Source organism: Agromyces larvae, assembly GCF_022811705.1.
Taxonomy (GTDB): domain Bacteria; phylum Actinomycetota; class Actinomycetes; order Actinomycetales; family Microbacteriaceae; genus Agromyces; species Agromyces larvae.
In genome coordinates, this window is the sequence record NZ_CP094528.1 from 360,690 (window position 1) to 383,978 (window position 23,289).

The following is a 23,289-nucleotide window of genomic DNA, read 5'->3' on the forward strand; positions in this document are numbered from 1 at the left end:
AGCGAGGGTGCCACCGCTCAGACGAACGCCGCTTCACCCGTGACCGCACGGCCCACGATGAGGGTGTTCATCTCGCGCGTGCCCTCGTACGAGTAGAGCGCCTCGGCGTCGGCGAAGAACCGGGCCACGTGGAAGTCGAGCACGATGCCGTTGCCGCCGCAGACCTCGCGGGCCCACGACACCGTCTCGCGCATGCGCGAGGTGGCATACGCCTTGGCGAGCGCGGAGTGCTCGTCGGCGAGTCGGCCGGCGTCCTGCAGCTGCGAGGCGCGCACGACCATGCCGAGCGACGCGGTGATGTTGCCGAGGCTGTTCACCAGGTGCTCCTGGATGAGCTGGTGCGAGGCGATCGGCTTGCCGAACTGCACGCGATCCTTCGCGTACGCGACGGCGGCTTCGTAGGCGCCGACCGCGGTGCCGACGGCCGCCCACGCGACCTCGGCGCGGGTGGCGCGCAGCACGGCGGCGGTGTCGCGGAACGAGTTCGCGTTCTGCAGCCGCAGCGACTCGGGCACGCGCACGTCGGTGAGCGTGATGTCGGCGTTCTGCACGGGCCGCAGGCTGATCTTGCCCTCGATCTTGGTGGCCGAGTACCCGGGCGTCGAGGTGGGCACGATGAAGCCCTTGACCTGGCCGTCGGCCTCGTCCTTCGCCCAGATGACGGTGATGTCCGAGAAGGTGGCGTTGCCGATCCAGCGCTTCTGGCCGTTCAGCACCCACTCGTCGCCCTCGCGACGGGCGGTGGTGCGCAGGCCCTTCGCGGAGTCCGACCCCGAGAGGGGTTCGGTGAGGCCGAACGCGCCGATGATCTCGCCCGAGGCGAGCTTCGGGATCCACTCCTCGCGCTGCTCCTTCGAGCCGGCGATCGAGATCGACCCGGTGGCGAGGCCGTTCTGCACGCCGACGAACGTGCCGACCGAGGCATCCACCCGCGCGAGCTCGAGCGCGACGAAGCCGCGGAAGACCGACGAGTTCTCGAACGGCGCCGTCTCGTCCCAGGCGTAGGAGAGCACGCCCAGGTCGGCGAGGGGCTTCACGACCTGCATCGGGAACTCGGCCCGCTCCCAGTACCCGCCGATGATCGGCTTCACGTCGGCTTCGAGCCAGGCCCGCAGCTCGCCGAGCGCCTCGCGCTCGCGATCGGTGAGCAGGTCGTGGTAGCCGTAGAAGTCGCTCGCGAGCGGTTCGAAGGACATGGCAGAGGTCTCCTCATCGTCAAGGCGGGGATGCCACGAGCGTAGGCCGCGCGCGAATCGCCGGGCGAGGCCGTTGTAGCTTGGGACCTACCGCCCCGAAAGGACCCTCCTGCATGTTTGTCGCGATCCGCAACAGCCCGCGTGATTACGCCTGGGGCTCGATCACCGAGATCGCCGGGTTCCTCGGCGCCGCCCCCTCGGGCGGACCCGAGGCCGAGCTGTGGCTCGGCGCGCACCCCGGTTCGCCCGCACGGATCGCGGACCCCGCGCAGGCCGGCGGAGCATCCGATCTGGCGGAATGGATCGCCGCCGACCCCGAGGCCGCGCTCGGCACCGAGCTCGGAGACCGAGCCCGGCTGCCGTTCCTGCTGAAGCTGCTGGCCGCGGGCGGGCCGCTGTCGCTCCAAGCGCATCCGACCTCGGCGCAGGCGCGCGCCGGCTTCGCCCGCGAAGAGGCCGACGGCGTGCCGATCGACGCGTACGACCGCAACTACAAAGACGAGTTCCACAAGCCCGAACTCATCGTCGCGGTGAGCGACGACTTCGATGCGTTATCGGGCTTCCGCCCGCTCGGCGAGGTGCGCGAGATCCTCGAGATCCTGCGGGCGGCGGATGCCTCGGATGCCGCGCCGGCGCCCGGAGCCCTCGACCTGCTCGAGCAGCACCTCGAGGCCGGACTCGCCGACACCGTCGAATGGCTGCTGCGCGACGGCCGCGGCGAGGACACCGGGCAGGCCGTCTGGGTCGTCGAGCGCGTGGTGCGGCTCGCCCGCTCGCGCGAGGCCCAGGAGTCGGCGTACGCCGACTCGTTCGCGACCGTCGTCGACCTCTCGGGCGCGTACCCGGGCGACCCCGGCATCGTGATCTCGCTGCTGCTGAACCGGGTTCGGCTGCGCCGCGGAGAGGCGCTCTACCTCGCGGCCGGCAACATCCACGCCTACCTGCGCGGACTGGGCATCGAGCTCATGGCCGCGAGCGACAACGTGCTGCGCGGCGGGCTCACCCCGAAGCACATCGACGTGGCCGAACTGCTCGACGTGCTCGACTTCACACCGATCGCACCGCCGCGGCTCGAGCCCGAGCAGCCCTCGCCCGGCGTGCGGACGTTCCGGCCCGACGTGCCCGACTTCGTGCTGCACCGGGTCGAGCCCGGTGCGGGCGAATCGTCGGTGGAGCTCGACGGCCCCGCGATCGTGCTCGTCGAGGGCGCGCCGGTGGCGCTCGCGGGGGAGCGGTCCCGAGCCGACGTCGAACGCGGGCAGGCGGTGTACGTCACTCCTGACGAACGCCGGGTCGTGGTGCGCGGCGACGGCGTCGCGTGGATCGCGACAGTCGGCCGCGAGGCATCCGCCGGCTGACCTCATCGAAGCGCGCTGAGCCTGTCGAAGCGGGCCCCTTCGACGGGCTCAGGGAGCTGTGGGCGGCTCGCTGTGCCTGTCGTTGCTCGCTGAGCTTGTCGAAGCGGAGCCCCCTTCGACAGGCTCAGGGAGCCGTGGGCGGTTCGCTGTGCCTGTCGTAGCTCGCTGAGCTTGTCGAAGCGGGGCCCCCTTCGACAGGCTCAGGGAGCCTCCGCTTGCTCGTCCGCGCGAGGGACGGCAGTTGATCGCCCCGGCCCTCGATGAGTGCGAGCTTCTTCGCGCGACTCCATCCCTGCAGCTGCTTCTCGCGCGCGAACGCGTCGTCGATGCGATCCCACGCTTCGGCGTAGACGAGTTCGACCGGTCGATGCTTGCGGGTGAAGTTCGCGCCGAGACCCTGGTTGTGCTGCCAGACGCGTGCCTCGACCGGTTGTCTCGTGCTGCCGACGTAGTACGCCCCGTTGCTGCAGCGCAGGATGTAGACCCAGATCATCAGGTCATGATCGTGCGGGTCAGCGGACGTGCCGGATGTCTCGCGAGGCATCCGTGGAGCCGGGCGTCCAACCGCCGGGTTGTGGAGGAGCGCTGGTCGAGGCTCCCTGAGCTGGTCGAAGGGAGTCCGCTTCGACGGGCTCAGCGAGCTTGGACGGGCTCCCTGAGCTGGTCGAAGGGAGCGCGCTTCGACGGGCTCAGCGAGCTTCGACAGGCTCCCTGAGCTGGTCGAAGGGAGTCCGCTTCGACGGGCTCAGCGAGCTTCGACGGGCTCAGCGAGCTTCGACGGGCTCAGCGCGCTTCGACGGGCTCAGCGGGCTTGGACGGGCTCAGCGAGCTTCGGCGGGCTCGGCGGGCTTCGGCGGGCTCGGCGCGTCGGTCAGCTGGCGAGGGCCTCGAGGTCGGTCAGGCGGTGGCCGAAGGCGCGCCGGTAGGCGGTCGGCGTGGTCTGCAGCACCTTCACGAAGTGGTGCCGCATGACGGATGCCGCACCGAACCCGGTCTCGCGCGCGATCTCCTCGAGGGTGAGGTCGCTCGCCTCGAGGAGCTCCTGCGCGCGCAGCAGGCGCTGGCGGTTGAGCCACGCGTTCGGGGTGGTGCCGGTCTCGGCACGGAACTTCCGCGCGAAGGTGCGCGGCGACATGAGCGCCCGCCGTGCGAGGCGGTCGACGGTGAGGTCTTCGTCGAGGTGCTCGACCATCCACGCGGTGATGCCCGAGAGCGAGTCGCTGCGGCATTCGACGACGGGGGTGCGGATGAACTGCGACTGCCCGCCGTCGCGCTGCGGCGGCACCACCATGCGGCGGGCGACGATGTTCGCCTGCGCGGCGCCGAGTTCGGTGCGCACGATGTGCAGCGCTGCATCGATACCGGCGGCGGTGCCGGCGCCGGTGACGATGTTGTCGTCCTGCACGAACAGCACGTCGGGGTCGACGTCGATCTGCGGGAAGTCGCGCGCGAGCCGGTCGGCGTACATCCAGTGGGTGGTCGCACGGCGGCCGTCGAGGACGCCGGCCTTCGCAAGCGTGAACGAGCCCGAGCAGACGCTGAGCACCCACGCGCCGCGCGCGGCCGCGCGGCGCACGACCTCGAGGATGCGCTCGTCGGGTTCGGTGCCGACGGGTGAGGCGGGCACCGCGACCAGGTCGGCGGTGTCGGCGAACTCGAGGCCCTGCTCGACGTTGATCGAGAACCCGAGCTTGGTCGGGATCGGGCCCGGATCTGCGGCGAGGATGCGGAAATCGAAGGATGCTCCGCCGTCGTCGGTGCGGTCGATGCCGAACACCTCGCAGATGACGCCGAACTCGAACGGGGCCATCTGCGGCACGGCCAGACAGGCGACGGTCTTCAGCATGGGGAGCCTCCAGCGGGGGTTGGCAGGAATGAGCCGATCTGCGTCAACTCTGCCACTGTCGGCAGGATCTGGCAAGCCGTAGCGTTCCTGCCATGTCGATCATCCTGTTGTTCCTCATCACCGGCGTCGTCGCATGGGCGATCGTCGGCGCTGCGCTCTCGTTCGCACACGACGGATACGGCTGGCGGGGCATCCCCGACCGTCTCCACGACGCCGACGTCCGCGGCATCGCCGAGGCGCGCTGAGCCGCGCCGCCAGTTCGCCGTCACGCCCGTCCAGTACCATCGGACGGGCGCCGCGGCGGTGCCCGGAGAGGCGGACGAGATGACCTGGTTGGTGACCGGCGGAGCCGGCTACATCGGTGCCCACGTGGCCCGCGCGTTCGCGGCGAAGGGCATCGAGGCGGTCGTGCTCGACGACCTCTCCACCGGCCGTGAGGCGTTCGTGCCGACGGGCACCCCGTTCGTGCAGGGCTCGATCCTCGACGGGCCGCTCGTCGAGCAGACCATCGAGCGGTACGGCGTCACGGGCGTCGTACACCTCGCCGGGTTCAAGTTCGCAGGCGTCTCGGTGCAGGAGCCGCTGCGCGCCTATCACCAGAACGTGACCGGCACCGCGACGCTCCTCGCCGCGATGGAGCACGGCGGCGTCGACCGCATGGTCTTCTCGTCGAGCGCCGCCGTGTACGGCACGCCCGACGTCGACCTCGTCACCGAGAGCACTCCGAAGCATCCCGAGTCGCCCTACGGCGAGTCGAAGCTCATCGGCGAGTGGCTGCTCGCCGACCAGGCTCGCGCGCACGGGCTGCGACACACCAGCCTGCGCTACTTCAACGTCGTCGGATCGGGCACGCCCGAGGTGTACGACGTGAGCCCGCACAACCTGTTCCCGCTCGTCTTCGACGCGCTGCTGTCGGGGCGCACGCCGCGCATCAACGGCGACGACTACCCGACGCCCGACGGCACCTGCGTGCGCGACTACATCCACGTCGCCGATCTCGCCGACGCCCACGTCGTGGCCGCCCAGCGACTCGACGCCGGCGAGGCGATCGAGCCGGTGTACAACCTCGGCTCGGGCGACGGGGTCTCGGTCGGCGAGATCATGCGGGCGGTCGCCCAGGTGACCGGCATCGACTTCACGCCCGAGATCGCCCCGCGTCGGCCGGGTGACCCCGCGCGCATCGTCGCGTCGGGCGAACTGGCCGCCCGCGACCTCGACTGGAGGATGCGGCACACCCTCGCCGAAATGGTCGAGAGCGCCTGGCAGGCCCGCAAGGCCGCGGTCTGAGGGCTCAGTTGGTTACGGCTCGGATACGCCGTCGGCGTGTCGGGCGCGCCGTGAAGCCTCGACGGCTGCTTGAGGGTTTACGATTCCCGGCTTGACTCGATCGAATCACATCGGTGTAATTGTTCTGACACGCCCTCGCGGCGGTCGGTACAACTGGGTGGGAGACGATATGGGCAATCCTGAATATCGTTCTGGAGTACCTGAAGACTGGTTCGTCGACCCGGTGCGCCTCGGCGTTCCGGGGGTGCGTCCCGGGGTGGGCGACGACGATCCGCTGTCGTGGCAGAGCGATGCGCTCTGCGCGCAGACCGATCCTGAAGCGTTCTTCCCCGAGAAGGGCGGCTCGACACGGGATGCCAAGCGCATCTGCACGGGCTGCGAAGTCCGTGCGCAGTGCCTCGAGTACGCGCTCTCGAACGACGAACGCTTCGGCATCTGGGGCGGGCTCTCCGAACGCGAGCGGCGCAAGCTGCGCAAACGCGCCGTCTGACGCGCCGCGCACGATCGCGTCGACGAGGCGACCGGCATCGCAGCCGGCCGCCGGGCCGGCGGACCCGTTCCGCGGCACGCCCACCCGGGTTCCCGAGCCGCGGCGGGCCCGCCGCCTAGGCTGACCCCGATGTTCCCCAGAGTCACCGCGATCCTCGTCGTCCAGCACGCCGGCGACCGTCTGCAGGCCACGCTGGACGCCCTGCAGGCGCAGGAACGCCGCCCCGACGCCGTGATCGCGGTGCTCGCGGACGCCGGGCAGGAGGCGCTCGACCAGGTCGCCGCGGTCGCGCCCACGCATGTCATCCAGCTCGCGAACCGGGTTCCGTTCGGCGAGGCGGTGCGGGCGGCGGACGCGGTGCTCGAGCCGGCCGCCGGAGACGCGGACGCGCTCTGGCTGCTCGCCGAGGACACCGCACCCGCTCCCGATGCGCTCGCCGTACTCGTGGCCCTGCTCGAGCTCAACCGGTCGGTCGCGATCGCCGCCCCGAAGCTCGTCGAGTGGGATCAGCCCGATCGCATCGCCCACCTCGGCCGTTCGATCACCCGATACGGCCGCACGGTCGACCTCGTCGGCGACGAACTCGACCAGGGGCAGCACGACGAGCTGAGCGATGTGCTCGGCGCCGACGCGCCCGGCATCCTCGTGCGTCACGAGACGTGGCGCGCGCTCGGCGGATTCGATCCGGGGTTGCCGGTCGTCGACGACGCCCTCGACCTGTCGATCCGGGCGAGGCTCGCGGGCCATCGGGTGTCCGTCGCACCGACCGCGCGGGTGCGGTTCGCGGGCGCCGGGGTCGCCGGCGAACCGGTGGGCGGTGCACGGACGGTGCGCCGTCGGCACGCGCTCACGCGCCGCGCACAGCTGCGACGCCGCATGGTGTACGCCCCCGCGGCGGCTCTGCCGCTGCACTGGCTCACCCTGCTGCCGCTGGCGATCGTGCGCTCGATCGGGATGCTGCTGATCAAGGCGCCCGGGCGCATCGTCGGCGAACTCGGCGCGGCGCTGCGAGCCATGTTCTCGTTCGGTTCGATCGGTGCCGCGCGACGCACGCTGAAGCGCGCCCGGTCGACCGGGTGGTCGGCGATCGCGCCGCTGCGGGTGCCGCCCGACGAGGTGCGCCGGCGTCGACGGCTCGACGCCGAGGCCAGACGCGCGCGGGCCAGGGGCCGGACCGACGGGGCGAGGTTCCTCGCCACGGGCGGCGGGTGGGTGCTGCTGGCGACCGTCGTCATCGGCATCGTGCTCAACGCGCGCCTCTTCGGCGCCGGCGGTGTCGCGGGCGGGGCGCTGCTGCCGCTGTCCGGGGAGCTCGGCGAGCTGTGGCGCAACGCCGGCTACGGTTGGCGCGACGTCGGCGCCGGGTTCGTCGGCGCGGCCGACCCGTTCGCCGGCGTGCTCGCGGTGCTCGGATCGCTCGCGTTCTGGTCGCCGTCGTGGGCGCTCGTCGCACTCTGGATCATCGCCGTCCCGGCCGCCGCGCTCGGCGCGTGGTTCACGGTGTCGCGGCTCACCGAACGCGGCGCGCTGCGGGCGCTCGGTGCGATCGCGTGGTCGTTCACGCCGCCGTTCCTCGTCGCGCTCGCCGACGGCCGACCCGCCGCGGTGCTCGCGCACGTACTGCTCGGCTGGCTCGCCTACGCCGGGCTCGGCGCGGCGAGGTCGTGGGCCGCCGCCGCGACCGCGGGGCTGCTCGCCGTCGGCGTGGTCGCGGCGGCGCCGAGCCTCACGCCCGCGCTCGTGGTGAGCTGGCTCGTCGGGCTCGCCGTGAGCGGGCGTCGCGCCGTGCGGCTGCTCGTCGTGCCGCTGCCGGCGCTCGCACTGTCGCTGCCGCTGGCGTGGCAGCAGGTCTCGCGCGGCACGCCGCTCGGGCTCGCGGCGGACCCCGGCGCACCCGTGCCCGGCGCCGTGCCCGACCCGTGGTGGCTCGTGCTCGGATTCCCCGGCGGCAGCGGTGGGGGATGGCCCGCGACGATCGATGCGATCGCCGGCCTCGGCGACCGCGTCGATCCGCACTGGATCGCCACCGCGCTGCTCGCGCCGCTCGTGGTGCTGGCCGTCCTGGCCTTCGCGCGGCGCCGCGTGCTGCCCGCGCTCGCCGCCATCGGCGCCGCGCTGCTCGGCCTCGCCGTCGCGGTCGCCGCGGCACACGTCTCGGTCGCGACCGTCGGCGCCGACCCGGTCGCGGTGTGGACCGGCGCCGGCCAGAGCCTCATGTGGCTCGGCGTGATCGCGGGCGCCGTGCTGTGCCTGGACGGGCTGCGGCACGGCACGGCCTGGCTCGCCACCGTCGCCGGCGCCGCCGCGCTCGCGGCCGTGCTGCCCACGGCGATCGCGCTCACGACGGGGCAGGCCGCGGTGCATCCCGCCGCCGACCGGACGATGCCCGCGTTCGTGGTCGCCGAGTCCGTCGAGGATCCGCGGGTCGCCACGATCACGATCCAACCGGTGAGCGGCGGCAGCGTGCACGCCGAACTGGTGCACGGCAGCGGCGACACGCTCGACGCGGCGTCGACGCTCGCGTCGACCCGCACCGGCCTCACCGAGGACGAGACGACGCTCGCCGAGATCGCGGGCAACCTCGCGTCGCGCAGCGGCGCCGACGCCGGTGCCGCGGTGCAGGAGTTCGGCGCCCGGTTCGTGCTGCTCGTTCCGCCCGCGGGCGACGCCGAGCGCGACCGTCGTGCCCAGGCCGCCCACGACCGGGCGCATGCCGCGCTCGACGGCAACGCCGCGCTGATCGTGGTCGGGGACACCGCGTTCGGTCGGCTGTACCGGTTCGCGGATGCTCCGTCGCCGGCGCCGGCCGCAGCGATCCCCGCCGACGCCGGCGCGCCGACGGCCGGATGGATCACGGCCGCGCAGTGGGTCGTGCTCGGGTTCGTGCTGCTGCTGTCGATTCCGACCGGCGTCGGTCGGGAGGCCGAGCGCCGGCGGCGCCCGCCGCGCCGTCCGAAGCGCGCGGGTCCCACGCCCGACGACGCCGCGGCCGGCGACGCCGAGGCCGCGGCCTCGGCGGCGCCACCCGCGGGAGCGGAGGCCGAGGCCCCGACGGGAGCGGAGGCTGTGCCGACCGACGACGCGGCGGACGCGGACGCCGGCGCTCCGGATGCCGCCGACGCATCCGACGGCGTCGAGCAGGAGGTCCCCGGCCAGGGGCACCAATCCGTCGAGCCCGCGGAGCCCGTCGAGCCTGCTGAGCCCGTCGAGCCCGGAGCATCCGTCGAGCCCGGAGCATCCGATGAGCCCGGAGCATCCGATGAGCCCGCCGACACCGTCCGGTCCGGAGCATCCACCGGGCCCGGAGCATCCGATGAGCCCGCCGACCGACCCGCCGAGGGAGGCGATGATGATGCCCGCTGAGCGACGCACCCGAGCGCTGCGCGCCGTCGGTCGCGGCGCGGTGGCTCTGGCCGCCGCGATCGTGTGCACCGCCGCGGTCGCCGCCGCGGTGATCGTGCCGTGGCCCGAGCATCGGGCCGAGCCCGAGTCGGTCGTCGTGGCACCGGTCGAGAGCCGGCAGCAGCGGGTGTGCCCCGGGCCGTTGCTCGAGCTCGCCGAAGACGCCGGGGCGGCGACCACCGCCTCGTCGTTCGGCTCGGCCGATCTGGTCACGGCGACCTTCCCGGCCGACATCGAGGTCGACGAGGTGCCGATCGACGCGCCCGACGACGACGAGGCCGACGTCGACCGCGGGCCGGTCGCCATCGAGGTGGAGCCGACCGCGGCCGAGATCGGCATGCTCGCGGGCGCGCAGTCGCAGCGGGCGCAGCAGGAGACCCTCGCGGGGCTCGCGGTCGCGGCCTGCCGCGAACCCGCGGCCGAGTCGTGGCTGGTCGGCGGATCCACCGCACTCGGGCGCACGACCCTCGTGCTGCTCGCCAACCCGGCCGAGGTGGCCGCGACCGTCGATCTGCGCATCTACGGCGAGGCGGGGCCGATCGACGCGCCGGCCGGGCTCGGGCTGGTCGTGCCGGCCGGCACGCAGCGGGTGGTCTCGCTCGCCGGCCTGGCACCCGATCTCGCCGCACCGGTGGTGCGGGTGACGAGTTCGGGCGGGCGCATCGCCGCGACGCTGCAGCAGTCGGCGATCGACGGGCTCGTGCCGGCGGGGGTGGAGCTCATCGCGCCGGCGGCGTCTCCCGCCGATCAGGTGCGCATCCCCGGCGTCGTGGTGGCCGAGGCGGGCGGCGTCGCCTCCGACGAGGACCACCTCGACGGCGACGCGTTCCCGGCGCTGCGATTGCTCGCGCCCGGCGCCGACGACGTCGACGCGACGGTGTCGGTCGTTCCCGAACACGGTGCGGCACGCACCTCGATCGAGGTGACGCTGCTGGCGGGCGAGGCGATCGACGTCCCGCTCGGCGAGCTCTCGCCCGGCGCCTATTCGATCGATCTGGTCGCCGACGGCCCGGTAGTCGCCGCCGCCCGATCGAGCATCGCGCCCGGCGAGGAGGAGGACGAGGCGGGCGACTTCGCCTGGTTCCCGGCGACGACGGCGCTGATCGGCGACCTCGCCGTCGCGGTGCCGGATGTCGCGGCGCCCGTGCTGCACCTGGCCGCGCCGGGGCGCGAGGATGTGCACGCGGTGGTGGCGACCCGCGGCGCCGAGCGCGAGATCACGGTGCCCGGCGGAGGCGCGATCGCGGTCACGGTCTCACCGGGCGACGAACTGGTGCTGCGCGGGGTGGACGGGCTCTTCGCGTCGGTCTCGTCGATCGGGGCGCGAATGCTCTCGTCGTTCGCGATCGAGCCGCCGGGCCCGGTGGACGCGCCGATCCGGGTCTATCCGCGCTGAGGGGCGAGCACCCGAGGCGCACGCGACTGCCCGCGGCGGCCGCTCGTTCAGTACGGGCGGTATCGGCCCGGCGACAGCTCCCACGGCTCGCGACCGAGCAGGTCGGCGACGGCGCGGAAGACGCAGCTCTCGACGAGGAGCTTCTCCTGGCGCTCCTCGCCCTCGAGCACGCGGATGAATCGCACGATGGGCAACCGGAAGAAGACGATGCGACGCTCGTCGTGGTAGACCTTCCAGCGGTCGATGTGGTCCTCGTGGATGGCATCGGCAGGCCCTTGGGCGACCTCGAAGACCACCCCCTCGAGCTCGGGCCACAGGCCGCGCAGGTAGCTGGCGGTGCTCGCGATCGTCAGATCGAAGTCGTCGAGCCGCGAGTGGAGCAGCGGCAGATGCGGCCCGGTCACGGGGGATCGCAAGCCGCGACCGTGTCGGTCGCGGGCGAGCCGCCGCGGCGACCTCGGAGTACGGGCGACACGGCGAGGGCGGGGCATGGCCTCCATCGTAGTGCGGCGCCGGATCGCTAGTCTGGTCGGGCCATGAGACCGTGTTCGCGCTCCGCATGCACCGCCGAGGCGGTGGCGACGCTCACCTACGACTACGCCGATTCGATGGTGGTGCTCGGGCCGCTCGCGTTCCGCGCCGAGCCGCACGCGTACGACCTGTGCGCGCGGCATGCCGAGCGCACCTCGGTGCCGCGGGGCTGGCAGGTGGTGCGTCACGCCCCGATCGGGGGAGCCCCCGCGAGTCCGCGCTGAGACGCGCATCGGGTAGGTTTGCTCACCGTGACCGACTCTGCAGTTCCCGGCGCCCGCGGGGCGCTCGACGCCATCGTGAAGGCCTACGACGTGCGCGGCATCGTGGGCGACGGACTCGACGAGACCGTCGTCGAGGCGCTGGCCGCCGCCTTCGTCGACGAGGTGGGCGCGGCCGGCGGCCGAGTCGTCGTCGGCCACGACATGCGCGACTCGTCGCCGGGGTTCGCCGCGGCGTTCGCGCGCGGCGCCGTGGCGCGCGGGGCGGATGTGCTCGCGATCGGTCTGTGCTCGACCGACGAGAGCTACTTCGCGTCGGGGCGCTACGACGCGCCGGCCGCGATGTTCACCGCGAGCCACAACCCCGCCGCCTACAACGGCATCAAGTTCTCGCGCGCCGGTGCGCAGGGCATCTCGCTCGACACGGGGCTCGCGGCGATCCGCGACCGGGCGGGCGACTTCCTCGAGCGAGGCATCCCGTCGGTCTCCGAGCCCGGCAGCGTGACCGACCTCGACGTGCTCGCCGACTACGCCGCCTATCTGCGCTCGCTCGTCGACCTGTCGGGCATCCGACCGCTGAAGATCGTCGTCGACGCCGGCAACGGCATGGGCGGGCTGACCGTGCCCGCCGTCCTCGGCGAGGCCGCGGGCCTGCCCGTGCTGCCGCTTCAGATCGTCCCGCTCTACTTCGAACTCGACGGCACCTTCCCGAACCACGAGGCGAACCCGCTCGAACCGGCCAACCTGGTCGACCTGCAGCGCGCGGTCGTCGCGCACGGCGCCGACCTCGGCCTCGCGTTCGACGGCGACGCCGACCGGTGCTTCGTCGTCGACGAGCGCGGCGAGGCGGTCACCCCGTCGGCGGTCGCCGCGATCGTCGCGCTGCGCGAGATCGCGCGGGTGCGCGCGGCGGGCGAAGCGGATGTCTCGGTCATCCACAACCTCATCACCTCGCGCATCGTGCCCGAGACGATCGAGCAGGCCGGTGCGACGCCGGTGCGCACGCGGGTCGGCCACTCGCTCATCAAAGACCGGATGGCCCAGACCGGCGCCGTCTTCGGCGGCGAGCACTCGGCGCACTACTACTTCCGCGACTTCTGGGGCGCCGACAACGGCATGCTCGCCGCGATGCACCTGCTCGCCGAGTTCGGGTCGCAGGATGCCCCGCTGTCGCAGCTCGCGCAGCGGTTCACGCCGTACGCGCTGTCGGGTGAGATCAACTCGACCGTCGCCGACATCCCCGCCGCGTACACGCGCATCGTCGAGGCGTTCACCGGGCGTGCCGAGTTCGACGAGCTCGACGGGCTCACGGTCACCGGGGTCACCGCCGAGACCGAGCCGTTCTGGTGGGCGAACATCCGCCCGTCGAACACCGAGCCGCTGCTGCGGCTGAACGTCGAGGCATCCGACCCCGCGACCATGGCGCGGTATCGCGACGAGTTCCTCGCCCTCATCCGCGCCTGACGCCGCTGCCGCCCGCCACCGCCCGACCCGCCCGCACCTGCTCAGCAGAGCATCGGGGGTCGGGCCTGCCAGAATGGACGGCATGAGTCTCACGACGTCCACCCTGCCGTTCAAGGTCGCCGACCTCTCGCTCGCCGCGGCGGGCCGCCACCAGCTGCGCCTCGCCGAGAACGAGATGCCCGGCCTCATGGCGCTGCGCGCCGAGTTCGGCGAGTCCAAGCCGCTCGCCGGCGCCCGCATCGCGGGCAGCCTGCACATGACCGTGCAGACGGCGGTGCTCATCGAGACCCTCGTGGCCCTCGGCGCGCAGGTGCGCTGGGCGAGCTGCAACATCTTCTCCACGCAGGACGAGGCGGCCGCGGCCGTCGCCGTCGGCCCCGACGGCACCGTGGACGACCCCAGGGGCGTGCCCGTGTTCGCCTGGAAGGGCGAGACGCTCGAAGAGTACTGGTGGTGCACCGACCGCATCTTCGACTGGAGCAGCGAGGCCGAGGCGGCGGGCGCCGACTGGATCGGCCCGAACCTGATCCTCGACGACGGCGGCGACGCCACGCTGCTCGTGCACAAGGGCCGCGAGTTCGAGTCAGCCGGCGCCGTGCCCGAGCCGGGGCCCGACACGAACCACGAGTTCCGGGTCATCCTCGACACCCTGCGCGCCTCGCTCGAGCGCAGCACCGACCGCTGGACCCGCATCGCCGCCGACCTGCGGGGCGTCACCGAGGAGACCACGACCGGGGTGCACCGCCTCTACGAGCTGCACGCGGCGGGCGAGCTGCTGTTCCCCGGCATCAACGTCAACGACTCGGTCACGAAGTCGAAGTTCGACAACAAGTACGGCATCCGCCACTCGCTGCCCGACGGGCTGAACCGCGCCACCGACGTGCTCATGGGCGGCAAGGTCGCGTTCGTCGCGGGCTACGGCGACGTCGGCAAGGGCGCCGCCGAGGCGTTGCGCGGCCAGGGCGCGCGCGTCATCGTGAGCGAGGTCGACCCGATCTGCGCGCTGCAGGCGGCGATGGACGGCTACCAGGTGTCGCGCCTCGAGTCGGTGATCGGCGAGATCGACATCCTCGTGACCGGCACCGGCAACAAGGACGTGGTGCGCGTCGAGCACCTGCTCGGCCTCAAGCACCTGGCGATCGTCGCGAACGTCGGCCACTTCGACAACGAGATCGACATGGCCGGCCTGGAATCGCTGCCGGGCGCCGAGCGCGTCGAGATCAAGCCGCAGGTGCACGAGTGGCGGCTGCCGAACGGGCGCAGCGTGCTCGTCCTCAGCGAGGGGCGCCTGATGAACCTCGGCAATGCGACGGGGCATCCGTCGTTCGTGATGTCGAACTCGTTCACGAACCAGGTGCTCGCCCAGATCGAGCTGTGGACCCGCCCCGCCGAGTACCCGGTGGGCGTGTACGTGCTGCCGAAGCACCTCGACGAGAAGGTCGCGCGCCTGCACCTCGACGCACTCGGCGTCGAGCTCACCGAGCTCACCCCCGAGCAGGCGGCCTACATCGGCGTGCCGGTCGAGGGCCCGTACAAGGTCGACCACTACCGGTACTGATCGCGGGCGCGGCGCGTCCGTAGAAGACCCGCAGTTCGACGGCTCGTCGGACGACGCCGCTTGCGAGCGCGCTCGTCGGTGAAACGGATGCCTCGCGGCCGGCGTTCAACGCTCGGGGAACCCGTTCGGCCGCGCGGTGAGCACCGGGGCGAGGTCGGCCATGCGCCGGTCCTCGAGCGAGAGCGCCGTGAGGTCGCGCTCGCGGCGGAGCGCGGCGATCGCGGCGATGAACAGCTCGGCCGGCGCGTCGGGGACCGACGAGACGAACGGCGCGGCCTCGGCGGCGAGGCTCGCGGCGATCGCGGCCCGGCGCGGCGGCTCGAGATGCGGGGCGTTGCGGAAGAAGGCGGCGATGCGCCGCTCGAGCGGATCGGGCAGCCGGCCCACATCGGCCGTGACCGCCCACCCGGCGAGCTGGGTCGGCACCCCGAACGACTGCGGCTCGAACCGGGGCACGCGCTCGACCTGGGCGTGCGTGCCCGCGAGCAGGTCGCCCAGCCGCTTCGACGACGGATTCAGGAACCCGACGACCACGGCGAGCCCGCCGAGGGTGAGGTAGATCTCGAGCACACCGGTGAGCGCCCGGATGAACGCGTGCCGGAACCCGATCGCCCCGCCGTCGTCGCGCACGACCCGCAGACCCATCACGAGCTTGCCGAGCGAGCGGCCGCGCGACGCGGTCTCGACCGCCGTCGGCACGACCACGAGGCAGACGACGAGCCCGGTGACCGCCACCGCCCGAACGGCCGCCTCGTCGAGCGAGAACGAGGACGCCAGCCACAGCACGCCGCCGATCACGACGAGGGTCGCGAACACGTCGATCGCGGTGCCGCCGCCGCGCATCACGGCGCTGGCCGGGCGGACATCGAGCGCGACGGCCTCGCCGGTGAGGAGCCCGTCGTCGACGAGCCGGGACACGGAGCGGTCGGCGGGGGCGGCCTGCGACATGGCTAGTATTCAATCAGACATGGACCTCGACGCCCTCGCCGCCGCGCGCCACGACGACTGGCAGCGGCTCGACGCGCTCTCCCGCGGCCGGTTCCTCGGCGGCGCCGAAGCCGATGAGCTCATCGAGCGGTATCAGTCCGGGGCATCCGATCTGTCGCTGATCCGCACCACCGCCGGGTCGACCGCGCTGGGCGACCGGCTGTCGATCCGTCTGGCGCGCGCGCGACTGCGGTTCACCGGTGCGCCCGAGAACCCGTTGCGCCGATTCATCCGGTTCTGGCTGGTGAGCCTGCCCGCCGCGCTCTACCGGCTGCGCTGGCTCACCCTCGCGGTCGCGCTGGTGACGTTCGCGGTCGCCGCGCTGTTCGCCTGGTGGGCGGCCGGAGACCCGCGCGTGCTCGCCACGCTCGGCAGCGACGACGAGCTGGCGCAGCTGGCCGACGAGGGCTTCGTCGCGTACTACTCCGAGCACCCGGCGGCCTCGTTCGCCGGCGCGGTGTGGACGAACAACGCCTGGATCGCGGCGCAGTGCGTGGCGTTCGGGGTGCTCGGCGTCTGGGTGCCGGTCGTCGTGCTGCAGAACGCGATGAACCTCGGGCTGAACGCCGCCGTCATGGCCGCCTACGGCGAGCTCGACACGTTCTTCCTCTACATCACCCCGCACGGCCTGCTCGAGCTCACCTGCGTGTTCGTCGCCGCGGCGGCCGGGCTGCGCATCTTCTGGGCGTGGGTGGCCCCGGGCGCGCGCACGCGCGGAGCAGCGCTCGCCGAGGACGCGCGGTCGCTGTTCACGGTCGCGATCGGGCTCGTGTTCTTCCTCTTCGTCTCGGGGATCATCGAGGTGTTCGTCACGCCCGCGCCCTGGCCGTGGCCGGTGAAGATCGGCATCGGGGTGCTCGCGTTCGGCGGGTTGCTGTTCGCGATGCTCGGGCTCGGCCGTCGTGCGGCACGCGCCGGCGAGACGGGCGACCTCGTCGAGTTCGAAGCCGGGTCGCGTCGCCTCGTCGCGGGCTGAGCCGACCGGGCCGACGGCCTGCCGCGGCACGGCGTCGCCCGGCGGGACGGCGTCGCCTGGCGGCACGGCGTCGCCCGGCGGCACGGCGTCGCCCGGCGGGTCAGAGCCGCCCGGCCGCCTTCAGCTCCAGATAGCGGTCGGCCAGGGCGGGCGGCAGCTCGAGCGGCGGGGCGGTGACCGTCTCCGCGCCGAGGCGGCGGATGGCCGCTCCGACCCGCGCGCCGTCGAGCAGCGAGCGCTCGGCGGCCGCGGCCCGGTAGACCTCGTCGAGATCGTCGATGCGGCGGGCCGCGAGCACCTCGTCGGGATCGGCGACGGATGCCACGACGACCGTGTGCCGCGAGGTGAGCTGCGGCAACATCGCGAGCAGGCCCCGGGCGTTCGCGGGGGAGTCGGCGCCGGTGAGGATCACCACGAGCGCGCGGCGACTGGTGAGCCGGCGCACCTGCGCGGGAACTCGCGACCAGTCGGCCTCGATGAGCTCGGCGTCGAGGTTCGCCATCACGTCGACCATGCGGGCCAGCAGCTCGGGTCCGGTCGTGCCGTGCACGCGCCCGCGCACGCGGCGGTCCCACGCGACGAGGTCGACCCGGTCGCCGGCGTGCGACGCGAGCGCGGCCAGCAGCAGGGATGCCTCGAAGGCGGTGTCGAGGCGGGGTTCGTCGGCGATGCGGGCGGCCGCGGTGCGCGAGGTGTCGACGACGATCACGATGCGCCGGTCGCGTTCGGGGCGCCAGGTGCGCACCATGAGCTTCGAGCCGCCGCGCGACTCGGGGTCGCTGCGGCGGGCGGTGGCGCGCCAGTCGATCGCCCGCACGTCGTCACCGCGCACGTACTCGCGGATCGAGTCGAACTCGGTGCCCTGGCCGCGGATGAGCAGCGGGGTGCGCCCGTCGAGCTCGCGCAGGCGGGTGAGGCGCGACGGCAGGTGCACGCGCGACCGGAACGGCGGCAGCACCCGCAGCCGCCCGGGGGCCACGAGCGACGTCTGCCGCGCCCAGAGCCCGAGCGGCCCCCACGAGCGGATCGTGACCCGCTCGGTGCGCCGGTCGCCGCGACGGGTCGGCACCAGCGTCTGCGACATCCGCCGTCGTTCGCCCGGCGGGATGCGCACCCGCGTGCGATTCGGCCCGACCACCCCGGCCGACGGCTGCCAGCCGTCGCGCACGACCGCGCGGAGCGGTCGCGATCCGAGGTTCACGACCACGAGCTCGGAGGTCGCCTGCTCGTCGAGCCGCACCCGTTCTGGCAGGGTGCGCTCGATCGCGACGTGCCGCGGCGACCCGGCCAGCGACAGGTCGATCGCGCCGATGCCGGCCGCCAGCAGGAGCCAGGCCGAGAGCGCGAGCCAGGCCGCCGCCGCGCCGTCGCCGGGCAGCGCCGACCCGCCCGCCGCGGAGCCGCTCGGCGCCGACCCGCCCGCCCACCCGGCGAGCACCACGACGACCGCGCCCGCCGCGACGAGCCACACGAACCGACCCGAGACGGCCATTTAGAGCGGCACCTGCACCTGCTGCACGATGCCGCGCAGCACCTGGTCGACCGCGACCCCCTCGAGCTCGGCTTCGGGGCGCAGCTGCACCCGGTGCCGCCACACCGGCAGCAGCATCGCCTGCACGTGGTCGGGTGTGAGCGAGTCGTATCCGGTCAGCCAGGCCCAGGCCTTGGCGGCGGCGAGCAGCCCGGTCGCCGCGCGCGGGCTGACCCCGAGCCGCATCGACGGGCTGCGGCGGGTCGCGCGCGCGAGGTCGACGACGTACGCGAGCACGTCGTCGGAGACGCCGACCCGGGCGGCGGCGGCGCGCGCGGCCGCCAGCTCGGCCGCATCGAGCACGGCTTCGACGCCGGCGGCGGCGAGGTCGTGCGGATCGAACCCGTCGGCGTGCCGACGCAGCATCGCCCACTCCGCGTCGCGCTCGGGCACGTCGAGCACCAGCTTCATGAGGAACCGGTCGAGCTGCGCCTCGGGCAGCGCGTAGGTGCCCTCGTACTCGATCGGGTTCTGCGTCGCGGCGACCAGGAACGGGTCGGGCAGCGGCCGGGTGACGCCGTCGGCCGACACCTGGCGCTCCTCCATCGCCTCCAGCAGCGCCGACTGCGTCTTCGGCGGCGTGCGGTTGATCTCGTCGGCGAGCAGGATGTTCGTGAACACCGGCCCCTCGCGGAAGGTGAAGTCGCCCGTGCGCGGGTCGTACGCGAGCGAGCCCGTCACGTCGCCCGGCATCAGGTCGGGGGTGAACTGCAGGCGACGGGTCTCGAGGTGCAGCGTGCGGCTCAGGGTGCGCACGAGCAGCGTCTTCGCGACGCCGGGGACCCCCTCGAGCAGCACGTGGCCGTTCGCGAGCAGCGCGATGATGAGGCCGGTCACCGCGCCGTCCTGGCCGACGACGGCCTTGCCGACTTCGGCTCGCACACGGTTCAGCGCGGCGCGCAGATCGGCGTCGGCGGGGTTCGGGTCGGTCATGGTCGCCTTCCTCGGGGGTCGGTGGTGGGGTCGGATGCCGCGGGGTCGCGGGTGGTCGCGGGGCCGGATGCTGCGGGGCGGGATGCTGCGGGGCCGGATGCTGCGGGGCCGAGCGCGTCGCGCACCTGCTGCTCGAGCGCGGCGAGGCGATCGGCCAGGTCGACGAGCTCTCGGTCGCCGGCCGGGACGGCCGCCACGAGCACCGATTCGACGTCGATCGGCGCCCGCCCGGTCGCCGCGGCGGTCGCGGTGATCACCTCGGACAGCGGCGCCGATCGCGGCAGGCGCAGCAGTGCGGTGAGCCGGCCCACCGATCCGATGCGCAACTGGTCGAGCGCGTGCAGGCGACCGGTCCCTCGGGCGTACAGGCGTGCGCGCCCCTCGGCGGTCTCGCCGGCGGGCACCTCGACCGGCAGATCCTCGATCACGAGCGGACCGAACCGGCGACCGCGCCAGATCGCTGCGGCGAGCCCCACGACGAGCAGCAGCACCAGGACGGGGCTGACCCAGCCGGGCGTGAGCTCGCCGGCGGTCGCCGCGGCCGGCTCGGCGTCGGCGGGCCCGGGCAGGTACCAGACCAGGTGCTCGCGGGAGCCGAGCAGGCCCAGCGCGAGCGCCGCGTTGCCGCGCTCGTCGATGGTGTCGTTCGCGAACACCGCCGTCGAGGGCACGAGCGACAGCTCGCCGCCCGAGACCGACGGGCCGACGACGAGCGCGAAACCGTGATCGTCGTCGGGGAAGCAGCCGACCCAGCCCGCATCGGCCGCGGCGTCGTCGACGGTGAGGAGCCGCTGTCCGGCGCCGAGTTCGCCCGCCCGCTCGGCGGCCCGCAGGTCGCAGTCCGCCTCGTCGAGGTCGCCGACCGCTGTGCCCGCGAGGCGCACCCCGGGCGCCAGCGCCTCGAGCGCGGCGAAGCCCGGGGCGGCGATGACCAGGCCGTCGGCCGCGCCGGCGAGACGGCGCAGGCTCGCCCGGTCGAGCAACCCGAACTCGTCGTAGAGCAGCACGGTCGCACCGTCGGCCGCGTCGACGGCCGCGTCGAGACGGTGCGCGACGGTCACCTCGACGCCCTGGCCGCGCAGCACCTGCACGAGCGCCCGGGCGCCCGAGGGCGCGGCGTTGTCGGCACCGAGCGCCGGGCCGGGGGCGCGCAGGCCGCCCTGCACCACGAGCACGACGATCGCACCGACGACGAGCACGGCGCCGAGCACGATCCAGGTGCGGGCGCGTCGCAGCGCCGCCCGCACGGTCGGCGTGTCGGCGACGGCGGCGACCGGCTCGGCTGCGCCGTCGGGGCGGGCTTTCGGCGGTGCGGCGAGGCTCATCGCACCCCCTGCGCGATCTCGGCGCCGTGCGGGCCGGCGCCGTGCGGGCTGGCGCCGTGCGGCTCGTCCCGGTGCGGTGCCGCGGACGCGAGTGCCCGCTCGAGGGCGGTCAACCGCTCGTACGCCTCGCGCCCACCGGGCCGGCCCAGGTAGCGGACGCCGTCGAACTCGTCGGCCGCACCCCCGAGTCCGGCGCGGTAGGCCGGGAACCGTCGGCTCGCAGCATCCGCCACGCCGTGCGCGGTGGTGCCCGGATGCACCCGAACCAGGTCGCGATCGACCAGGCCGCGCACCAGCGCGCGGAACCGCTCTTCGATCGCCGACGGCCAGTCCTGGCGGCCGGCCGCCGCGTCGGCGGCGCGGCGCAGGGTGTCGAGGTCTCTGGTGTCGCCGTCGTCGAAGAGCGGTGCGGGTGCGGCACGCCGACGGCGCAGGCGCGGAAGCCCGAACACGAGCAGGCCGATCACGACGAGCGCGAGCACCGCGACCACGACGATCGCGACGACCACGGCGCCGGGCACGCCGATCGAGCCGTCGAACAGCCCGGCCAACCAGTCGCGGATCGCCGCCATCAGGCGGTCGAACCAGGTCGGCTGCGCAGCCTGGTACTCGGCCTTGGCGAGTTCGTCCTGCAGCCACCGCCGCGCCTCGGGCGCGTCGGGGTCGACGGGGATCTCGAGCTGCACGAGGCGGTCAGGCCCAGCCGTACGGCGCGCCGGGCGACGCGGGCGCGGGGACCGGCGCGACCGGGCGCGGCAGGTACGGGTCGCCGACCGGATGCCCCGCATCGCGGAGCTCGACGTGGCGCTCGAGCTCGAGGTCGAGCCCCTCCTTGCGCATCCGCAGGTCGAGGTAGATCACGGCGATGACCGCGGACTGCACGACGAGCGTGATCGCGCCGATCAGCAACGACAGCACCGTCGACACGACCGTGAGCACGATGAGCACGACGGCGCCCGAGCCGGTGCCCGTCGGATCGATCAGCACCGAGAGCATGCCCCCGAGGAACGAGATCGGCTGGACCACGACGTTCGACGCCGTGCTCAGGATGACCGCGACCAGCAACTCGACGCCGAGGGTGCGCCAGAAGTAGCCGTCGGTGAGCCGCCACGATCGCGCGACCGCCCGCCGGATGCCGGCCTCTTCGAGCACGATGATGCTCGGCACCAGCGACGTCTTCACGCCGAGCCATGCGCCGAGCGCCACCAGCCCCAGGCCCGCGACGATCGCGAACACCACGCCCACCGCGAGGCCGACCGGCCCGAGCATCGCCGCGATCACGACGACCACGACCACGGAGAGCACCGCGAGCAGCACAGCCGCCGACAACAGCAGGGTCCAGCCGATGAGCGGCCAGATCCGCCGCGCCGCGCGCCGCCACAGCGCCCCGAACCCGAGCTTCTCGCCGAGCGTGCCGGTGGCGACCTCGACGACCATCACGCCCTGCACGAGGGCGCTCGCCACCACCGACACCGCGATCGGGACGAGCATGAGCAGCAGGAATCCGCCCACGGCGCCGGCGAACAGCGTGTCGGCGTCCTCGCCGGCGGCGCTGCCGGTGCGGTCGAGCAGGATGAACATGAACGGCACGACCACGGCTGCGGTGGCCACCACCGTGGCCAGCTGCACGAGGAGCCCGGTGCCGAAGGTCGGCGCGGGATTGCGCCGGAGCGTGCGGAACGGCGCCCAGAGCAGGGTGCCGAAGCCCAGCGGGCGCAGCGGCAGCAGCCCGGGCTTCGGCGGCGGCGTCCAGCCGGCGGGCGCGCCGGGCGCCGGATACCCCGGTTGCTGGTCGTGACCCGGCTGCTGGCTGTACCCCGACTGCTGGTACCCGGGCTGCGGGTACCCCGGCTGCGGGTACCCCGGCTGCGCGGCGGGCGCGGGTGGGACCTGGGGCGGCCAGGCGCCGCCACCGGGTGCCTGCCATTCCTGATCGGACACGTCGTCGCGCTCCCTCCGGGTCGTTCCCCAATGGTGGCACAGGCGGCGGCGGCCGTGAGGCGTCATCCACCGCCCCGGCCGCGAGGCCGCGCGCTCAGCCATCTCGCGGCGGCGAGCGACTACGCTATGACCCACCGACGCCCCACCGGAGAACTGGACGCATGAGCTCACGCGTACTCGTCGTCGACGACGACACGGCCCTCGCCGAGATGATCGGCATCGTCCTGCGCGCCGACGGCTTCGACCCGGTGTTCTGCGCCGACGGCGGCGGCGCGCTCGCGGCGTTCCGCGAGTCGAAGCCCGACCTGGTGCTGCTGGACCTCATGCTGCCGGGGGTCGACGGCATCGAGGTGTGCACCCGTATCCGCGCCGAGAGCGGCACGCCGATCATCATGCTGACGGCCAAGAGCGACACGGCCGACGTGGTGCGCGGCCTCGAGTCGGGCGCCGACGACTACATCGTGAAGCCCTTCAACCCGAAGGAGCTGGTGGCCCGCATCCGCACCCGGCTGCGCCCCGCGCCCGAGCCGGCGGTCGAGACGATCGCGGTCGGCGACCTCGTCATCGACGCCGCCGGCCACGAGGTCCGCCGCGGCGACCAGCGCATCGCGCTCACTCCGCTCGAGTTCGACCTGCTGCTCACGCTCGCGTCGAAGCCACAGCAGGTGTTCACCCGCGAGATGCTGCTCGAGCAGGTGTGGGGGTACCACTACAAGGCCGACACCCGCCTGGTCAACGTGCACGTCCAGCGCCTGCGCGCGAAGGTCGAGCACGACCCCGACAATCCGCGCATCGTCATGACCGTCCGCGGTGTGGGGTACCGCGCGGGCGCCACCACGTAGGCCGC

21 protein-coding genes are annotated in these 23,289 nt (G+C 73.5%); 11 read left to right on the forward strand and 10 right to left on the reverse strand.

Translation table 11 applies throughout. The features are described from left to right. Positions 1 to 17 precede the first annotated feature (17 nt). Entirely contained in the window at positions 18 to 1,196 is a 1,179-nt protein-coding gene (locus MTO99_RS01590) for an acyl-CoA dehydrogenase family protein (protein ID WP_243556382.1), read from the reverse strand. A 113-nt stretch (positions 1,197 to 1,309) separates the two neighbouring features. On the opposite strand from MTO99_RS01590, the gene manA reads away from it, so the two are divergent. Then, a complete protein-coding gene (gene manA, locus MTO99_RS01595; RefSeq protein ID WP_243556383.1) occupies positions 1,310 to 2,554 on the forward strand; it encodes a mannose-6-phosphate isomerase, class I in 1,245 nt (414 codons plus the stop codon). Positions 2,555 to 2,678: 124 nt separating this feature from the next. Here manA and MTO99_RS01600 read toward each other — a convergent pair whose 3' ends face one another. Both MTO99_RS01600 and MTO99_RS01605 read right to left on the reverse strand, forming a co-directional pair. Continuing rightward, positions 2,679 to 3,047 (reverse strand): GIY-YIG nuclease family protein, encoded by a 369-nt coding sequence (locus MTO99_RS01600; RefSeq protein ID WP_243556384.1) that lies wholly within the window; start codon positions 3,045 to 3,047, stop codon positions 2,679 to 2,681. 378 nt (positions 3,048 to 3,425) lie between these two features. Then, positions 3,426 to 4,400, reverse strand: a complete 975-nt coding sequence (locus MTO99_RS01605; protein ID WP_243556385.1) for a GlxA family transcriptional regulator — start codon at positions 4,398 to 4,400, stop codon at positions 3,426 to 3,428. A 92-nt stretch (positions 4,401 to 4,492) separates the two neighbouring features. On the opposite strand from MTO99_RS01605, the gene MTO99_RS01610 reads away from it, so the two are divergent. The 5 genes from MTO99_RS01610 to MTO99_RS01630 all read left to right on the forward strand — a co-directional run bounded on the left by MTO99_RS01610 (position 4,493) and on the right by MTO99_RS01630 (position 10,975). Continuing rightward, positions 4,493 to 4,645, forward strand: a complete 153-nt coding sequence (locus tag MTO99_RS01610) for a hypothetical protein (protein ID WP_243556387.1) — start codon at positions 4,493 to 4,495, stop codon at positions 4,643 to 4,645. A 79-nt stretch (positions 4,646 to 4,724) separates the two neighbouring features. After that, positions 4,725 to 5,687 (forward strand): UDP-glucose 4-epimerase GalE, encoded by a 963-nt coding sequence (gene galE / locus MTO99_RS01615; RefSeq protein ID WP_243556390.1) that lies wholly within the window; start codon positions 4,725 to 4,727, stop codon positions 5,685 to 5,687. 169 nt (positions 5,688 to 5,856) lie between these two features. Continuing rightward, positions 5,857 to 6,177 carry a WhiB family transcriptional regulator gene (locus tag MTO99_RS01620; RefSeq protein ID WP_243558884.1) on the forward strand — a complete coding sequence of 107 codons (321 nt, stop codon included), beginning with the start codon at positions 5,857 to 5,859 and terminating at the stop codon, positions 6,175 to 6,177. Between the two features lie 129 nt (positions 6,178 to 6,306). Next, entirely contained in the window at positions 6,307 to 9,540 is a 3,234-nt protein-coding gene (locus tag MTO99_RS01625; RefSeq protein WP_243556392.1) for a glycosyltransferase, read from the forward strand. Continuing rightward, the gene (locus MTO99_RS01630; protein ID WP_243556394.1) at positions 9,530 to 10,975 is read left to right on the forward strand and encodes a DUF5719 family protein; all 1,446 of its coding nucleotides are present in this window, start codon (positions 9,530 to 9,532) and stop codon (positions 10,973 to 10,975) included. Before MTO99_RS01625 ends, MTO99_RS01630 begins: the two co-directional genes overlap by 11 nt. Positions 10,976 to 11,022: 47 nt before the next feature. Here the strand turns inward: MTO99_RS01630 and MTO99_RS01635 are convergent, their stop codons facing one another. Further along, positions 11,023 to 11,379 (reverse strand): hypothetical protein, encoded by a 357-nt coding sequence (locus MTO99_RS01635; RefSeq protein ID WP_243556395.1) that lies wholly within the window; start codon positions 11,377 to 11,379, stop codon positions 11,023 to 11,025. Positions 11,380 to 11,511: 132 nt separating this feature from the next. Here MTO99_RS01635 and MTO99_RS01640 point away from each other — a divergent pair, with 132 nt between their 5' ends. The 3 genes from MTO99_RS01640 (at position 11,512) to ahcY (ending at position 14,749) form a co-directional block, all read left to right on the forward strand. Further along, on the forward strand, positions 11,512 to 11,730 hold the full coding sequence (locus MTO99_RS01640) for a DUF3499 family protein (protein ID WP_256461028.1): 219 nt from the start codon (positions 11,512 to 11,514) through the stop codon (positions 11,728 to 11,730). Positions 11,731 to 11,748: 18 nt separating this feature from the next. Further along, the gene (locus MTO99_RS01645) at positions 11,749 to 13,191 is read left to right on the forward strand and encodes a phosphomannomutase/phosphoglucomutase (RefSeq protein ID WP_435520785.1); all 1,443 of its coding nucleotides are present in this window, start codon (positions 11,749 to 11,751) and stop codon (positions 13,189 to 13,191) included. Positions 13,192 to 13,273: 82 nt separating this feature from the next. Then, positions 13,274 to 14,749: an adenosylhomocysteinase gene (ahcY, locus tag MTO99_RS01650; RefSeq protein ID WP_243556402.1), complete on the forward strand. Its 1,476-nt coding sequence runs from the start codon at positions 13,274 to 13,276 to the stop codon at positions 14,747 to 14,749. Between the two features lie 105 nt (positions 14,750 to 14,854). Here ahcY and MTO99_RS01655 read toward each other — a convergent pair whose 3' ends face one another. After that, positions 14,855 to 15,697 carry an RDD family protein gene (locus MTO99_RS01655; RefSeq protein WP_243556403.1) on the reverse strand — a complete coding sequence of 281 codons (843 nt, stop codon included), beginning with the start codon at positions 15,695 to 15,697 and terminating at the stop codon, positions 14,855 to 14,857. A 19-nt stretch (positions 15,698 to 15,716) separates the two neighbouring features. Between MTO99_RS01655 and MTO99_RS01660 the strand changes: the two genes are divergently transcribed. Continuing rightward, on the forward strand, positions 15,717 to 16,712 hold the full coding sequence (locus MTO99_RS01660; RefSeq protein ID WP_243556405.1) for a stage II sporulation protein M: 996 nt from the start codon (positions 15,717 to 15,719) through the stop codon (positions 16,710 to 16,712). A 100-nt stretch (positions 16,713 to 16,812) separates the two neighbouring features. On the opposite strand, the gene MTO99_RS01665 is transcribed toward MTO99_RS01660, so the two are convergent. From MTO99_RS01665 to MTO99_RS01685, 5 genes are read right to left on the reverse strand one after another with little or no spacing between them, the layout of a single operon-like run. After that, positions 16,813 to 18,204, reverse strand: a complete 1,392-nt coding sequence (locus tag MTO99_RS01665) for a DUF58 domain-containing protein (protein WP_243556407.1) — start codon at positions 18,202 to 18,204, stop codon at positions 16,813 to 16,815. After that, positions 18,205 to 19,176, reverse strand: a complete 972-nt coding sequence (locus tag MTO99_RS01670) for an AAA family ATPase (RefSeq protein ID WP_243556408.1) — start codon at positions 19,174 to 19,176, stop codon at positions 18,205 to 18,207. Further along, a complete protein-coding gene (locus MTO99_RS01675) occupies positions 19,173 to 20,501 on the reverse strand; it encodes a DUF4350 domain-containing protein (RefSeq protein ID WP_243556410.1) in 1,329 nt (442 codons plus the stop codon). The genes MTO99_RS01670 and MTO99_RS01675 overlap by 4 nt, the downstream gene beginning before the upstream one ends. Next, positions 20,498 to 21,187 (reverse strand): DUF4129 domain-containing protein, encoded by a 690-nt coding sequence (locus MTO99_RS01680; RefSeq protein ID WP_243556412.1) that lies wholly within the window; start codon positions 21,185 to 21,187, stop codon positions 20,498 to 20,500. The genes MTO99_RS01675 and MTO99_RS01680 overlap by 4 nt, the downstream gene beginning before the upstream one ends. Positions 21,188 to 21,194: 7 nt before the next feature. Then, positions 21,195 to 22,442: a hypothetical protein gene (locus tag MTO99_RS01685; protein ID WP_243556414.1), complete on the reverse strand. Its 1,248-nt coding sequence runs from the start codon at positions 22,440 to 22,442 to the stop codon at positions 21,195 to 21,197. Positions 22,443 to 22,603: 161 nt separating this feature from the next. Here MTO99_RS01685 and mtrA point away from each other — a divergent pair, with 161 nt between their 5' ends. Then, positions 22,604 to 23,284, forward strand: a complete 681-nt coding sequence (gene mtrA / locus MTO99_RS01690; protein ID WP_243556416.1) for an MtrAB system response regulator MtrA — start codon at positions 22,604 to 22,606, stop codon at positions 23,282 to 23,284. The last annotated feature ends 5 nt before the right edge of the window (positions 23,285 to 23,289 follow it).

Coding starts and splice junctions, on each gene's coding strand:
- MTO99_RS01590 (WP_243556382.1), bottom strand. CDS start 1,196: ATGTCCTTCGAACCGCTCGCGAGCGACTTCTACGGCTACCACGACCTG.
- manA (WP_243556383.1), top strand. CDS start 1,310: ATGTTTGTCGCGATCCGCAACAGCCCGCGTGATTACGCCTGGGGCTCG.
- MTO99_RS01600 (WP_243556384.1), bottom strand. CDS start 3,047: ATGATCTGGGTCTACATCCTGCGCTGCAGCAACGGGGCGTACTACGTC.
- MTO99_RS01605 (WP_243556385.1), bottom strand. CDS start 4,400: ATGCTGAAGACCGTCGCCTGTCTGGCCGTGCCGCAGATGGCCCCGTTC.
- MTO99_RS01610 (WP_243556387.1), top strand. CDS start 4,493: ATGTCGATCATCCTGTTGTTCCTCATCACCGGCGTCGTCGCATGGGCG.
- galE (WP_243556390.1), top strand. CDS start 4,725: ATGACCTGGTTGGTGACCGGCGGAGCCGGCTACATCGGTGCCCACGTG.
- MTO99_RS01620 (WP_243558884.1), top strand. CDS start 5,857: ATGGGCAATCCTGAATATCGTTCTGGAGTACCTGAAGACTGGTTCGTC.
- MTO99_RS01625 (WP_243556392.1), top strand. CDS start 6,307: ATGTTCCCCAGAGTCACCGCGATCCTCGTCGTCCAGCACGCCGGCGAC.
- MTO99_RS01630 (WP_243556394.1), top strand. CDS start 9,530: ATGCCCGCTGAGCGACGCACCCGAGCGCTGCGCGCCGTCGGTCGCGGC.
- MTO99_RS01640 (WP_256461028.1), top strand. CDS start 11,512: ATGAGACCGTGTTCGCGCTCCGCATGCACCGCCGAGGCGGTGGCGACG.
- ahcY (WP_243556402.1), top strand. CDS start 13,274: ATGAGTCTCACGACGTCCACCCTGCCGTTCAAGGTCGCCGACCTCTCG.
- MTO99_RS01655 (WP_243556403.1), bottom strand. CDS start 15,697: ATGTCGCAGGCCGCCCCCGCCGACCGCTCCGTGTCCCGGCTCGTCGAC.
- MTO99_RS01660 (WP_243556405.1), top strand. CDS start 15,717: ATGGACCTCGACGCCCTCGCCGCCGCGCGCCACGACGACTGGCAGCGG.
- MTO99_RS01665 (WP_243556407.1), bottom strand. CDS start 18,204: ATGGCCGTCTCGGGTCGGTTCGTGTGGCTCGTCGCGGCGGGCGCGGTC.
- MTO99_RS01670 (WP_243556408.1), bottom strand. CDS start 19,176: ATGACCGACCCGAACCCCGCCGACGCCGATCTGCGCGCCGCGCTGAAC.
- MTO99_RS01675 (WP_243556410.1), bottom strand. CDS start 20,501: ATGAGCCTCGCCGCACCGCCGAAAGCCCGCCCCGACGGCGCAGCCGAG.
- mtrA (WP_243556416.1), top strand. CDS start 22,604: ATGAGCTCACGCGTACTCGTCGTCGACGACGACACGGCCCTCGCCGAG.